General features: G+C 61.7%; 16 protein-coding genes. 5 read left to right on the top strand and 11 right to left on the bottom strand.

Going from position 1 to position 13,085, the window contains the following annotated elements; translation table 11 throughout:
* The first annotated feature begins 4 nt into the window (after window positions 1-4).
* Both AC0L3O_RS01745 and AC0L3O_RS01750 read left to right on the top strand, forming a co-directional pair.
* Window positions 5-439: a type II 3-dehydroquinate dehydratase gene (locus tag AC0L3O_RS01745; protein WP_128246274.1), complete on the top strand. Its 435-nt coding sequence runs from the start codon at window positions 5-7 to the stop codon at window positions 437-439.
* A 9-nt stretch (window positions 440-448) separates the two neighbouring features.
* Window positions 449-1,285: a 3-oxoadipate:acetyl-CoA acetyltransferase gene (locus AC0L3O_RS01750; protein ID WP_473614624.1), complete on the top strand. Its 837-nt coding sequence runs from the start codon at window positions 449-451 to the stop codon at window positions 1,283-1,285.
* Window positions 1,286-1,560: 275 nt separating this feature from the next.
* Here AC0L3O_RS01750 and AC0L3O_RS01755 read toward each other — a convergent pair whose 3' ends face one another.
* On the bottom strand, window positions 1,561-2,145 hold the full coding sequence (locus AC0L3O_RS01755) for a GNAT family N-acetyltransferase (RefSeq protein WP_128166377.1): 585 nt from the start codon (window positions 2,143-2,145) through the stop codon (window positions 1,561-1,563).
* A gap of 128 nt (window positions 2,146-2,273) precedes the next feature.
* Here AC0L3O_RS01755 and AC0L3O_RS01760 point away from each other — a divergent pair, with 128 nt between their 5' ends.
* A complete protein-coding gene (locus tag AC0L3O_RS01760) occupies window positions 2,274-2,993 on the top strand; it encodes a DUF899 domain-containing protein (protein WP_473614625.1) in 720 nt (239 codons plus the stop codon).
* Window positions 2,994-3,077: 84 nt separating this feature from the next.
* On the opposite strand, the gene AC0L3O_RS01765 is transcribed toward AC0L3O_RS01760, so the two are convergent.
* Together AC0L3O_RS01765 and AC0L3O_RS01770 are read right to left on the bottom strand one after the other, a co-directional pair.
* The gene (locus AC0L3O_RS01765) at window positions 3,078-3,494 is read right to left on the bottom strand and encodes a GFA family protein (RefSeq protein WP_287259086.1); all 417 of its coding nucleotides are present in this window, start codon (window positions 3,492-3,494) and stop codon (window positions 3,078-3,080) included.
* Window positions 3,495-3,516: 22 nt separating this feature from the next.
* Entirely contained in the window at window positions 3,517-3,993 is a 477-nt protein-coding gene (locus AC0L3O_RS01770; protein WP_473534458.1) for an SRPBCC family protein, read from the bottom strand.
* Window positions 3,994-4,107: 114 nt separating this feature from the next.
* Between AC0L3O_RS01770 and folP the strand changes: the two genes are divergently transcribed.
* On the top strand, window positions 4,108-4,959 hold the full coding sequence (gene folP / locus AC0L3O_RS01775) for a dihydropteroate synthase (RefSeq protein ID WP_473534459.1): 852 nt from the start codon (window positions 4,108-4,110) through the stop codon (window positions 4,957-4,959).
* Here folP and pqqE read toward each other — a convergent pair.
* Genes pqqE through pqqB form a run of 4 tightly spaced genes read right to left on the bottom strand, consistent with a single transcriptional unit; the run spans window position 4,943 to window position 8,047 of the window.
* A complete protein-coding gene (gene pqqE, locus AC0L3O_RS01780; protein ID WP_473614627.1) occupies window positions 4,943-6,064 on the bottom strand; it encodes a pyrroloquinoline quinone biosynthesis protein PqqE in 1,122 nt (373 codons plus the stop codon). The genes folP and pqqE overlap by 17 nt on opposite strands.
* The gene (pqqD, locus tag AC0L3O_RS01785) at window positions 6,061-6,357 is read right to left on the bottom strand and encodes a pyrroloquinoline quinone biosynthesis peptide chaperone PqqD (RefSeq protein ID WP_023797669.1); all 297 of its coding nucleotides are present in this window, start codon (window positions 6,355-6,357) and stop codon (window positions 6,061-6,063) included. Before pqqD ends, pqqE begins: the two co-directional genes overlap by 4 nt.
* Window positions 6,354-7,112: a pyrroloquinoline-quinone synthase PqqC gene (gene pqqC, locus AC0L3O_RS01790; protein WP_023797670.1), complete on the bottom strand. Its 759-nt coding sequence runs from the start codon at window positions 7,110-7,112 to the stop codon at window positions 6,354-6,356. Before pqqC ends, pqqD begins: the two co-directional genes overlap by 4 nt.
* Window positions 7,109-8,047, bottom strand: coding sequence for a pyrroloquinoline quinone biosynthesis protein PqqB (gene pqqB / locus AC0L3O_RS01795; protein WP_473614628.1), 939 nt, complete (start codon window positions 8,045-8,047; stop codon window positions 7,109-7,111). The genes pqqC and pqqB overlap by 4 nt, the downstream gene beginning before the upstream one ends.
* On the opposite strand from pqqB, the gene AC0L3O_RS01800 reads away from it, so the two are divergent.
* A complete protein-coding gene (locus AC0L3O_RS01800; RefSeq protein ID WP_473614742.1) occupies window positions 7,943-8,404 on the top strand; it encodes a hypothetical protein in 462 nt (153 codons plus the stop codon). The genes pqqB and AC0L3O_RS01800 overlap by 105 nt on opposite strands.
* A gap of 50 nt (window positions 8,405-8,454) precedes the next feature.
* On the opposite strand, the gene AC0L3O_RS01805 is transcribed toward AC0L3O_RS01800, so the two are convergent.
* The 4 genes from AC0L3O_RS01805 to AC0L3O_RS01820 all read right to left on the bottom strand — a co-directional run bounded on the left by AC0L3O_RS01805 (window position 8,455) and on the right by AC0L3O_RS01820 (window position 12,484).
* Window positions 8,455-9,012, bottom strand: coding sequence for a PQQ-dependent catabolism-associated CXXCW motif protein (locus tag AC0L3O_RS01805; RefSeq protein WP_473534462.1), 558 nt, complete (start codon window positions 9,010-9,012; stop codon window positions 8,455-8,457).
* Window positions 9,013-9,022: 10 nt separating this feature from the next.
* A complete protein-coding gene (locus AC0L3O_RS01810; RefSeq protein ID WP_473534463.1) occupies window positions 9,023-9,886 on the bottom strand; it encodes a quinoprotein dehydrogenase-associated putative ABC transporter substrate-binding protein in 864 nt (287 codons plus the stop codon).
* 1 nt (window position 9,887) lies between these two features.
* Window positions 9,888-10,409 carry a c-type cytochrome, methanol metabolism-related gene (locus tag AC0L3O_RS01815; RefSeq protein WP_023797676.1) on the bottom strand — a complete coding sequence of 174 codons (522 nt, stop codon included), beginning with the start codon at window positions 10,407-10,409 and terminating at the stop codon, window positions 9,888-9,890.
* Between the two features lie 176 nt (window positions 10,410-10,585).
* Window positions 10,586-12,484 (bottom strand): methanol/ethanol family PQQ-dependent dehydrogenase, encoded by a 1,899-nt coding sequence (locus tag AC0L3O_RS01820; protein ID WP_353685229.1) that lies wholly within the window; start codon window positions 12,482-12,484, stop codon window positions 10,586-10,588.
* Between the last annotated feature and the right edge of the window lie 601 nt (window positions 12,485-13,085).

Consider the following 13,085-nt stretch of genomic DNA (forward strand, 5'->3'; position numbering starts at 1 on the left):
GACCATGACCAAGCCAATCTTCGTTCTCAACGGCCCCAATCTCAACCGGCTCGGCATGCGCGAGCCGGAGATCTATGGGCGGACGACACTCGCAGAAATCGAGCGGATGTGCCGTGACGCCGCCGGCGACCATCCGGTCCGTTTTCACCAGTCGAACATTGAGGGTGAAATCGTCAATTGGGTGCATGAGGCGATCGACGACGGCGCGGGCATTCTGATCAATCCCGCGGGTTTGAGTTTTGTTTCGATCCCGGTGCTCGATGCGCTCAAAATGTTTCCGGGCCCGATCGTCGAACTGCATATCTCGAACATCCATCGCCGCGAGGAGATCTATCATCGGTCGCTGGTATCGAAGGTCGCCACCGGCGTGATCGCGGGGCTCGGCGCCGCGGGCTATCCGCTCGCGATCCGCTGGCTCATGGACCAGATAGACGGATAGTTTATCGCCATGCCTGAACCCTGTATCATCGCCGTTGCGATCACCGGCTCGCTGCCGCGCAAGGAAGACAATCCTGCGGTGCCGATCAGCGTGGCCGAACAGATCGAGTCGACCCAGGAAGCCTTTGAAGCAGGTGCGTCGCTGGTGCACATCCACGTGCGCAATGACGATCAGAGTTCATCGTCCGAACCAACGCGCTTCGCTGCCGTTCAGGCGGGGGTGCGCAGGCACTGCCCCGGCATGATCGTCCAGTTTTCGACCGGCGGGCGCGGTCGTGATCCTGCCGCGCGTGGCTCGGCACTTTATCTGAAGCCGGACATGGCCTCGCTTTCGACCGGTTCGGTCAACTTCCCATCCATCGTCTACGAGAACCATCCCGCCCTGATCGGTGATCTCGCAACCGCGATGAAGGCAAATGGCGTGCTGCCCGAGATCGAGATCTTCGACCTCTCGCACCTTCACGCTGCCAGGCGGCTGGCCGACGCGGGACTTTTGGGTGAGCGACCGCACATCCAGTTTGTCATGGGCGTGCAAAACGCACTGCCTGCGGAGGAGAGATTGCTCGATGTGCTCCTCAGGGAAGCGAAACTCCTGTTTCCACAGTCCACCTGGACAGCGGCCGGAATAGGCCGCAACCAGACGATCGTAATGCAATGGGCGTTGGCGCGCGCAGCAGACGCAGTGCGCACCGGACTTGAGGATAACATCAGGATCACCAGGGAACGCCTGGCGCGCAGCAACGCCGAGCTTGTCGAACGCGCGGCGGCCTCAGTCGAGAAGTTTGGCCGGCGCGTGGCCACCGTCAACGAGGCGCGCCAAACGCTTGGTCTGGCGTCAGGATCGTAATTCCTGGGCCGCAACTTCCCCGCCTGGCCGCGTCTTCCCGATTTCACGGCTTTTCGGTTTGCTTGGCAATCCGTTCCAGAAGCGCTTCGCTGCCACCCGCCGCCCAGGTAGCGACATCGGCGGCGCGGCAACGCAAGTCGAGCGATGCCTTCTACACACAGCGAGAGCCGAGCACGGCAAAAAGTCCGCTGTCACCGAAATGCCCTTCACCGAAATACCCTTGCGCCGACACCACGGGATGGCGGCTGACGCTTCGCTCGTCTGCCCTGCCTGGCTCAACGCGGTCGCCGCAGCATCGGGACGAGCGTCGGCGATGAACCGATCTGGATCGCGCCGAGCGGTTCGAAGCCGTGGCGCTGGTAGAACGGAATGTTGCGCGGGTTCGAGGATTCCAGATAGGCGGGCGCGTGATCGCGATCGCACTGCGCGAGCGCGTACGCCATCAAGGCGTCGCCGTGACCTTCGCCCTGATGCGCCGGGTCGACGCCGATCGCGGGCAAGTACCAATGCGGTTCAGTCGGGTGGTACTTGGCCATTTGCTCGAATATAGCGGCGACTTCAGGGGCAAGGGAGGGCGCAACCGTGCTCTCGACAAGCGCACCAAGCCCTTCCTCGTCGGGATGCACACCGGGCGACAGCCACAGCGCCGTCCCGACATAGCCATCGGTGCAAAAGCCGCTTCCGTTTGAGAATGCCCTGGCCCCGAACGCGCGGACCAGTCGCGGCATGGCCGCAAGGTACTGGTGTGCATGCGGCCAGGTCCATCGCGCCATGGGATCGGCTGCAAACGCCAGCACGATTGTTCCGATCGCCGGATCTTCATCGGCGGCGGCCATAATCCTCACTGTCGGCGATTTCATGCTGCCCTCCAAACGAAACCGCCACATCCAGCTGCCATGTTTCGCCTCCGGCATTGAGTTTAACGCCTGACGCAACAAGTTGTTTCGAGAAACGGAAAGGAAAATCCCCGAGGAAGGGGACAGAAGCGATGACGAAACACAAGACCGGAACACGGGAGGAATGGCTCGGAGCGAGGCTCGCACTGCTCGAGGCGGAGAAACGGCTCATGCGGCAGAGCGACGAACTGGCGCGACAGCGACAGGAGCTGCCCTGGGTTCGGATCGACAAGGAGTATCTGTTAGAGACCGAGGAGGGCAGCGCCTCGCTGGCCGACCTCTTCCAGGGGCGCTCGCAGCTGTTTGTCTATCATTTCATGTTCGGCTACGGATACCGGCTCACCGAGGAGCGCCAAGGATGCACCGGATGCTCCTTGATCGCCGATCACTTCGACTGCGTCATCCCCCACTTGAACGGCCGCGACATTCCCCTGGTTTGCGAATCGATCGCCCCGTTGCCGGAGATCCAGGACTACAAGCAGCAAATGGGCTGGCGCTTCCCGTGGGTTTCCTCGCTCGGGAGCGATTTCAAATACGACTTCGGCCCCGCCTTCACCGAAGAGCAGCAGAGAGACGGCGCCGACTACAACTATCAGCATGTCGACAGGGCCGAGCCGCAGAAGGAGGGAATGAGCGTCTTCGCGCTCCAGGACGGTGCCGTCTACCACACCTACTCGACCTACGCCCGTGGCACCGAGGCGTTTATGGGGGTCTACCGTTTCCTCGACCTGGCTCCGTGGGAAAGGAACGAGAACGGCCTCGAGTTCCCCCAGGCGTGGTGGCGCCGCCATGAGGAGTACGGCAATCGCTGAGTGTCATGGGCCCAACCGCGAATTACGGTGACAATGCACTATTTTCCTTTCTGCCTGTGCGCGTCTGTCCCTGCCGCCGGCCGGTTAGCCTGGCGGCATCTTCTCGAACGTCGTCAGCCCGGTTTCCATCTTGTCCCAGGGGAGGGCCCGGATACCGTAGGTCACCACGGTCGGATTGAACCGGCCTGGATCGTCAAGGCTTGCGGCATGGACCGTGATCGGGTCCGGCATGGCGGTGTACGTCAGGTAAACCGGGGTTCCGCAGACCGGGCAGAAGGAATGGATTTTGACATTTCCGTTGTCCGCCGCGACACGCCAGTCCGTCGTCGTGCCGGTGATCGCCACGTCCGCTCGCGACGCAAACGTCAGATAGGATCCATGACCGGTGCCGCTTCTTTTCTGGCAATCGCGGCATTGGCAGTGGTTTTCGAAGATCGGGGCTGCCTTTGCCTCGTAGCGGACCGCGCCGCACGCGCATCCGCCGGTGTACAGAGTGCTCATCTGCTCGGTCCTTTGTTCTGGATCAGGCCGCCAGTTCCGACGCGCGCGGCCTGGCGAAGACATCGATCGCCTGACCCGTTTCGAGGAAGGATTTCAGGCTGGAGAGGACGATCGGCCAACCCTTTTTGATGCCGTTCGCCATGCCGCTGCCGGCTTCGAGGTCGTCATGGCTGACGGTCAGCCGGACCATGGCCTCGTATTCCTCGAGCTCGAAGGTCACCCGGCTGTAGCTCGTCGGATCGGACGCCTGCGAAGCGTTTGCCCAGGTGATGACGAGACGGGTCGGCGGCGACACCTCGACGACCTTGCCGACGAGCTCGACGGTCCGTTCGTCATCAGCGCGGATGTGCTGCCAGCTCGAGCCGGGCTTCCAGTCGGAGACGTTCTCGTGGCCCCAGTAGCGCCGTGCGAGGTCCGGTTTGGTTATGGCCTCGAACACCTTTCCCGGTGTCGAGACAATATAGGTCGTGTAAGTGAAGCTGATCGTTTCCCTGGTCATTGCTACGCTCCTTTTGTTTCGCGAGCATAGGTAGATGGGGAAACCGGGTTCGTGTGAGTGACAATCTTGTCGCGAATTGCATCTGATATGAAATGAGATGAAAAAGGTTGACGCATGACGCGCTGGCAGCTTGCTCATGGACGGTATCTCGATCTTGGCGCGCAATCGTTGCTGATGGGGATTTTGAACGTCACGCCGGACAGTTTCTCCGACGGCGGAGACTTCGACCGGCCGGAGCGGGCGCTGCAGCAGGCGCGGCGCATGATCGGCGAGGGCGCGGCGATCATCGATGTCGGCGGCGAATCCACTCGGCCCGGCGCCGGCGCCGTCTCGGCGCGCGAGGAACAAGCGCGCATCCTGCCGGTCATCGAGGCGCTGTCGTCCGACGGCGGCAGCCTGGTTTCGGTCGACACCTACAGGGCCGAGACGGCGCGGCTGGCGGTCGCCGCGGGCGCGCATATCGTCAACGACGTGCATGGCCTGCAGCGCGAACCAGACATCGCGCAGGTTGCGGCGGAAACCGGCGCCGGCCTGGTCATCATGCACACCGGGCGCGGCCGCGAAAAACTGGCGGATGTGATCGCCGACCAGTTCCTGTTCCTGAACAGATCGCTGGAGATCGCGCGCGACGCCGGCATCCCGGACGAGCGGATTGTGCTCGACCCCGGCTTCGCTTTCGCCAAGGACGGCGAGGAAAACCTCGAGCTCATGGCTCGCTTCGGTGAATTGCGCGCGCTCGGTTTTCCATTGCTCGTCGGCACGTCACGCAAGCGCCTTGCCCGTCACCTGGTCGGCGGAAGTGACGAGGGGCGAGACGTCGGCACAGCGGCAACAAGCGTCATCCTGCGGCTGAAGGGCGCTGCGATCTTTCGCGTGCACAACATTGCGGTCAATCGCGACGCACTGGCATTCGCCGACGCGGTGCGCGAGCGCGAGACCGGGGAAGAGATCAGGCGGGCTCGGTGACGACGCCGATCCGCCGATAGACGAATTGTTCGTCGTTCGAAGGAATTGCCGCAGCACGCTGGGCTTCGTCGATCAGCATGGCCATGCGCGCATGGATCGGCGATTTCGCGCAAGCCGGGTCCGTCGCGGCGGCGTCGCCGGCAATCGCCATCGCCTGGCAGCGACAACCGCCCCAGTCGATCTCACGCCGTTCGCAGCTGCGACAGGGCTGCTGCATCCAGTCGGTGCCGCGAAACGCGTTGAATGCCGGCGAATCGGTCCAGATTTCGGCCAGGCTGCGCGGGCCGAAACGCTCAAAACTGAGCGACGGGATGGTCTGTGCGGCATGGCATGGCAGCACGGTGCCGTCCGGCGCCACCATGAAGGCGTCGCGCGCCCAGCCGCCCATGCACGGCTTGGGATAGATGGCGAAATAATCCGGCGTGACGAAATCGATGTTCATGATGCCGGTGAGCCGTTCGCGCGCCGCCGCGACGATCTCCGCCTGACGGCCGACCGCAGCGCGCTCGGGCATCAGTTGATCGCGATTGGTCAGCGCCCAGCCGGCATACTGCACGTTGGCGATCTCGAGCCGCTCCGCGCCCAGAGAAAGCGCCAGGTCGATGAATTCCGGCACTTCCTCGATGTTGTGGCGATGGATCGGCGCGTTGATGGTAAGCGGCAGGCCGGCAGCGCGCGCGCGGCGTGCCGTCTCCAGCTTCTTTTCGTGGCCGCCTTTGTGATTGCCGATGCGGTCGGTGGTCGCCGGCCGTGCGCCTTGAAAGCTCAGCTGCAGATGGTCGAGCCCGGCTTCGGCAAACGCCTCGATGCGGCCTTCGGCAATGCCGACGCCGGCGGTGATCAGGTTGGTGTAGACGCCGCGCGCCGAAAGCCCGGCGATCAATTGCTCGAGGTCGCGGCGCAGCGTCGGTTCACCGCCCGACAGATGCACCTGGAGAACGCCGAGATCGGCGGCCTGCGAGAACAAGTCGAGCCAGGTCTGCGTATCGAGTTCGCGATTGGCCTTCAGCAATTCGAGCGGATTGGAGCAATACGGGCATTGCAGCGGGCAGCGATGCGTCAGTTCCGCCAGCATGCCGATCGGAGGGAGAAGGGGCTCGCTCATAGTTTTACCAGCAGCTTGTCCGACCATTCTTGCAGGAAGGCGACGACGTCGGCCGCCACGGCCTCCTGTTCGGCGTCATAATCCGCGGCAAGCTCGGCGATGATGTGGCCGACCGTGGACCGTCCATCGCAGCGGCGCAATATATCGAGGCTGATGTCGTTCGGCCAAAACACCTTTTCCGGCGAAAGCACGGCGAACGCCTGCCGCACGGGATCGTACTGTATGCGCACGTGCTTCGGCAGCGACGGCACCGATCGGGACGACACCAAAGCTCTTTCGCGCAGCGCCATCATTGGGCTGGCTCCGGACGGAAGGCGCCGGGCGGGATGTTTCCGGGCTCGCCATAGGCGTGTTGAAGCGCGTCGAGCATGGCCCACAGTATATCGCATTTGAACACCAGCGCATCGATCGCCTGCTGCTGGCGTTCCGCCGTGTCGGCATGGCCGAGCACGTAGGCGAGGGCGAAGTCGGCGTCGCGCGAGGCCTGTTCGGGCCGTCGGCTGAAATACGCCAGCGTATCCTCGGTGATGTAATCGTATTTGGCCAGCATCGCCGGGACCCGTTCGCCGATGATGAGCGGCGAGAACATCTCGGTCAGCGACGATGCGACCGCCTCGAACAGCGTCCGGTTCGTGCAAAAGGCGAGGTAGGCGCCGACCGCGAAACGTGTCGCCGGCAGCGCCAGCCTTTCGCTCTTCACGTCATCGGCATCGAGGCCGAGCGAGGTCGCCAGATGCAGCCAGCGCGCGATGCCGCCGCTCCAACCGTCCTCGCCATCATGGTCCTCGATGCGTTTGCGCCAGGCGGCGCGAAACGCCGGGTCCTGCGCATGTGCGAGGATCATGGCGTCCTTGCGCGGGATGACGGCCTGGTAGCAATAGCGGTTCAGCGCCCAGGCCTGCATCTCGGTCCTCGACAGCGCACCGCTGGTCATCCTGTGGTGGAAAGGATGGCGGTTGTGATAGCGCTCGGCGCCGACCTGCCGCAGCACGGCTTCGAGCTCGCTGGAGGACAGGCCGTTCCTGGCCGCGTCGTGGAAATCACTCAAAATTCCATCTCCATCCCATCGCGGGCGACTTCCCAGCCAGCCGCTTTGACCGCTGCGTGCTCGGCCGAATTCTCGTCCAGAACCGGATTCGTGTTGTTGATGTGGACGAAGACACGGCGGCCGATCCCCACATCGGCCAGGCCGGCGATCGACCCCTCGTCTCCCGACATGGCCAGATGCCCCATGCGCGCACCGGTCTTTTGGCCGACGCCGGCGGCAATCATCTCGTCGTCGGTGTAGACCGTGCCATCGAACAGGACGCAGGCGGCATCGGCCAGGCGCGTGCGCAGGGCTGCATCGATGCGCGTGCAGCCTGGGATGTAGAAGACGGAGCCGTGACTGCCGGCACCGCCGATACGGACGCCGATCGTGTCGCCGGCGTCGGAACTGAAATTGGCTTCCGGCCGGCTTCTTCCCTCGAGATAGAGGGCTATCTTGCCGGGCACGGGAAAACTCTCGACAGTCACGCCGGTGTCGTGGCCGTCTGCGTCGCATATCGCCAGTTCTTCGGCCGGCGGCAAGATGCGTCGCGGCACGAGCGCTGGATCGAGGACATTGAAGATCGAGTTCGCTTCCAGCGTCGCCAGCACCTGTGTCGTTGCGTAGATGGCGAAGGGCTGCCGCTCACGCAGGCTGAGCAGGCCGGCGACATGATCGACATCGGCATTGGTCAGCACCACCGCGCGGATGGGCGTCGAACGCAACGGCGCATCCTGCGCCGGCTGCAATTCAGGCGTTTGCGCAATCTGCTGGCGGATATCGGGCGAGGCGTTGAAGAGAACCCAGCCGGCCCCATCCACTGAGGCGGCGATGCTTGATTGGGTTCGCGAATGCACGCCAGCCATCCCGGTGCGAGCCGCGCGGCTCAGGCGATAGTTGCAATTCCACTGCGGGAAGCCGCCGCCTGCCGCCGAGCCGATGATCTTCAAGCGCATTGCAATGCCCGCTCTGCGGCTTGTTCAACCAACAGCAAATTTTCGACCGCGAATGGCTTCGCGCCCGCATTGAACGCATCAAAGCCTTTCACGAAGACCTCGCGCGAGATGCAGTGCGTGTCCCCGTTGCCGGGGACACGCACCTCTGCGGCCTACTTCTTGGGAGTAATTTCAGCAGGCAGATACCGCGAAATCTCGAAGCCCGCAGCAACTTGGCACATGGTCGGTTTTGTCCAGCTCTTCTTCATGGCATACCTCCTCTTCTACCAGCCCGAAGGGGCCGATCCTTTTCTCAGTCAACCATTGCTGGGCACCATTGCAATGGTTCGTCCATCAACTCTCAAAATGGACAAATGAAACGGCAGGTTCTGAAAAGTCGAAAAACAAGAAAATAACAATGCGCATGCTCAATTGCTAATCACATAAGGCTTCCTTTCCTCCAGCGGAAGGTTGGCACGTTCCCAGCCATCGGCGCCGGAGGGATACCAGATCACCGAACTGTAGCCCCATTCGATGGCCCGTTTCGCGGCGTTCCAAGACATCCAGCAATTCGTCATGCAATAGAACAGAATGGCACGCGACTTGTCGGGACCGGCTTCGGCCGCGAGGCCTTGGCGAAAATAGTTGGCGGTCTCCTCGGAGATAGCACCGTAACCGACATTGGCCAGCCAGGTGCTGCCTGGGATGTCCTTTCTGATCTTGGCTCTCCAAATCGTTCCCGCCGGCAAATTGGCCGGCTTCGGCGTGTTCGGCATGACGTCGAAGAACACGGCCTTCTTCTCCCGCCACAGCGCCTCCGCCTCCGCCGTCGTCACGACCTTCGCACCCTGCAGCGTCTGCGGCACCGGCGCCCGATAGTCGTCCATCCGGTAGCCGCCGGGCTCGGCGATATCGCCAGCCCACAACGGTTCGGTCAGACCGAGAAGGCTCGCGGCAACCAGCAAAATCGTCTCCTTTCCCTTCATGCGTTTCTCGTCATTGCGTGATCGGATTATCGTGTTCGTCGATCAGCGGCACATCGTAGTCCAGCAGGATCCTGGTGATCTCCGCCTGGTTTTCCCTGATCACCCGGTTGAGCGTCCGCTTCCATTCCTGGTCGGATGGACGCACGCCCATGGTGATGCGGTATGACATGCGCGAGCCGGTCTTTTCCTTCACCAGCGGAACGATCGTGAGATCGGCGCCGAGTTGCTTGGCATAGTAGCCTGCCATCGGTCCCCACATGACCGCCGCATCGATCTTGCCGGCGAGCATGTCCTTGATCATGACCTCCCCCATGGAGGGGGTGAGGCGGGTATCCACCGCCAGCGGATAGATTTTTGCCGTTCGCATGAGCTTGTTGGCGGCCATGTTGGCAGTCGGCGGTGTGCTTTCGACGACGCCGATCCGCTTGCCGGTGAGTTTCGGATCCTCGATGGTCTCGACGCCTTCCATGCCGTTGCCCTTCGGGTGCACCAGCACATAGGACGAGCGATAGTAGGCGTTGGTGTTCTGCACCAGTTCATCGCCCTGGGCATAGCCCATGATGATGTCGCATCGGTTGGCCGCCAGCGTGTTGCGCACGAAGCCGGCGACAAGAGGAAACCATGTATAGGCGACGGACTTTCGGCCGGTTTTCGCGGCGACCAGTTCGGCCAGCCGGTTTTCGAAGCCTTCGCCGCTCTCGTCGGTGAACGGCATGTTCGAAGGATCGGCGCAGACGCGCAGAATGTCTGGGTCGACCAGTTCGCCCGCGGCACCAAGGCCGGCGTCCTGCGCCTGGGCGTTGGCAGGCAGCAAGGCGAGTGCGCCGAGCATCGGCAGGACAAAACACAGCTTCAACGCGTCACGGCCAATCATATCATCCACCCATACAGGATGCTTCGGCATCCTTCGCTGCCTGTGGCTTGTCTGCTTTCTTCGGCGGCCTGCCGCGCGGCGCCGCACCGTCGGCGCGGGCACGCAGATAGACGTAGAGATCATCCATGTAGCAATAGACGTTCTTGTTGTCGCCAAAGGCAGGCATGACATTTTCCTTGCCGCCGCCGACATTCTTGCGGCCCTCGGCGACGATCGAGATGAAGGTGGCGTAATCCATTGTTTTCAGGCTGTTGAGCAGGGCCGGCGCATAGCTCGAACCGGTGCCGTCCGGTCCGTGACAGACATGGCAATCGGAGTGATACCGGCGGTAACCGCTGAACGTGTACCAGTCGACGGCTCCGTTTTCGATCTTGAAGGTCGGATTTCCCTCCGCGTCGAAATGCTTGCCGCCTTCTTCCGTCACCGCCTTGGCTTTTTCAGCGCTGTCCTGGGCATGCGCGAGGCTTGAACTTGCCAGAGGCAGCGCCAGGGCGAGAGCGGAAATTACAATGCGAACGGACATTCAGCTACTTCCTTGATTTCTTGATTTCGCCTGCACACGGTTTTGCTGTCGTGAAGCGGCATGGATCGATGTGGGTGCGCGGCGAAATTGAGAGCCCGGTCCTGGCTTCCCGGTGATCCGGGCTCTCGCTTTTCAAGCCTTGGTCTTCTCACAAGCCCGAGGCGTGCTCCCGTATATCAGTCCGGGAGGCCGAAGACGGTGAGCTGGCCACCCAGCGTCGTGTAGTCGGCAAGTGCTGCGTAGCCACCGACCGCGCCCAGACCAGCAGTCCCAACGACCGCAGCCTCATCGCCTTGCGCACGGCCCTGATCGACGGCGCCATGCCAGGCAGCGGCGTTGTCGGGCGAAAGCAGTCCGCCTGCCAGACCGATACCGGCCCATCCGCCGACGCCGGACAGAACGGCGATGTACTGCTTGCCGCCATGCTCGTAGGCCGTGATGTTGCCGATGATGCCGGACGGGGTCTTGAACTTGTAGAGTTCATTGCCGTCATGATCGACTGCCTTGATGTAGCCCTCGAGCGTGCCGTAGAAGACCACGTCGCCGTCGGTCGCCAGCGCGCCCGACCAGACCGAGAATTTCTCGGGCTTGGACCAGACGATCTCGCCCTTGGCAGCATCCCAGGCAATGAAGTTGCCCATGTGGTCGGCTCCAGGGGGAGGATACATCGACACGGTGGCGCCCACGTAAGGCTGACCGGCGGTGTAGCTCACCTTGTAGGGCTCATAGTCCATGCAGACATGGTTTGTCGGCACGTAGAACAGACCGGTCTTCGGCGAATAGGTCGCCGGCTGCTGGTCCTTGGTTCCAAGCGCGGCCGGGCAGATGCCCGTCGAGTTGGTGTCTTCGCCGTTCTGCTGGGTCGAATATTTGGCCACCACCTGCGGGCGGCCGTACTGGTCGCTGCTGGGGTCCATGTTGACTTCCGTCGCCCAGTTCACCGCCGGATCGTATTTCTTGGCGACGAGAAGCTCGCCATTGGCGCGATCCATGGTGTAGGCAAAGCCATTGCGGTCGAAATGCACCAGCACATCGCGCTTGGCGCCCTTGATGTCCATGCCGTCGACAAGGATCATCTCGTTGACGCCGTCATAATCCCACTCGTCATGCGGGGTCATCTGGTAAAGCCACTTGGCCATCCCGGTATCCGCATCGCGAGCCATGATCGTCATCGACCAGCGATTGTCGCCCGGCCTCTGGACCGGGTTCCAGGTCGATGGATTGCCGGTGCCGTAGTAGATCAGGTTAAGCTTGGGATCATAGGCGTACCATCCCCAAGTCGTGCCGCCACCGGTCTTCCACTGCTCGCCTTCCCAGGTGTTCGTGCCCGAGTCCGCGCCGACCGGTTTGCCGAGATGGGTGGTCTTTTCGGGATCGATCAGGGTTTCTGCATCGGGTCCCGTCGAATAGGCCCGCCAGGCAAGCTTGCCATCCGAAAGATTGTAGGCCGAGAGGTGGCCGCGAACACCATATTCGGCGCCGGAGATGCCGACGATAACCTTGTCCTTGACGACCACAGGCGCCGACGTGCCGGATTCGCCCTTTCCGCCGTCGATCTGATCGCCGTTCTTGACCGTCCAGACGACTTTGCCGGACTTGGCATCGAGCGCCACGACGGTGGTGTCGGCCTGGTTGAGGATGATCTTGCCGTCACCATAGGCAACGCCACGGTTGACCGTGTCGCAGCACATGATGCCAATAACATTCGGGTCTTGCTTGGGCTCGTATTTCCAGAGGATCTTTCCGTCATTCTTGAGATCGAGAGCATAGACGGTGTTGGGGAACGGCGCGTGGACATACATCACATCGCCGATGACCAGCGGCCCGCCTTCATGGCCGCGCAGCACGCCAGTGGAGAAGGTCCACTTGACCTGCAGGTTCTTCACATTGTCCTTGGTGATCTGGTTGAGCTTGGAAAAGCGGGTGTTGGCGTAGTCACCCGTCTGCATCACCCAGTCCTTGGGATTCTCGGCCATTTTCATCAGTTCTTCATTGGCCGACGTCATGTGGACCGCGCCGAACGACATGAGCGCCGCGGTCGTTAGTAGGTAGGCAGTTTTCGCTAATACACGCATCAAAGTCCTCCCAGGGTGCACAATGACGAATCGTCCGTTGAGCCCACCAGGGCTTGCCCAAGCGATTCATGTGGGGGAAGTATTTCCGGCAGCGTGTCACGACCTAAGCCGAATGAGCAGAGGGCACCGTTACTGCCCATCCCACCTGGCCTACGAAAGACTGTCGCCGCTCCCTAATTGACGGTGACGCCCTTGAAGCCGGAAACAGGATGAAGCTATGTCATCCCCAGAAGGAAGGCAAGAAAAATCACTTCCATCTATGTTGCACTGCAATATAGAGAAATAGATATGAAAAAATCCGGACTGAAAGCTATTGATCGACTGTGGATGAAGCGCGATTTATATAAGTGGTTCAGTTTTACGTATTTTTTGGGCGAAATGTATTGATTTTTATTTGGGAATATTCGCTGGATCGTATGATTTTAAGTATGCGTGCGTCGCTCCCTCTGGCGATAGTGGAGGAGACCTGAAATCAAGCTCAGCACCAGGATTCGGAGCCGATGTTCGTGCTGTCGGGGAGGCCTTTTGCCGGCCGGGACGGCCCTGTCCTTTGGTACTATATGGCCTGCATGAGAACTTGACGGGCGTGGCGACAGGAGGC

Source organism: Mesorhizobium sp. WSM4810, from assembly GCF_055811235.1.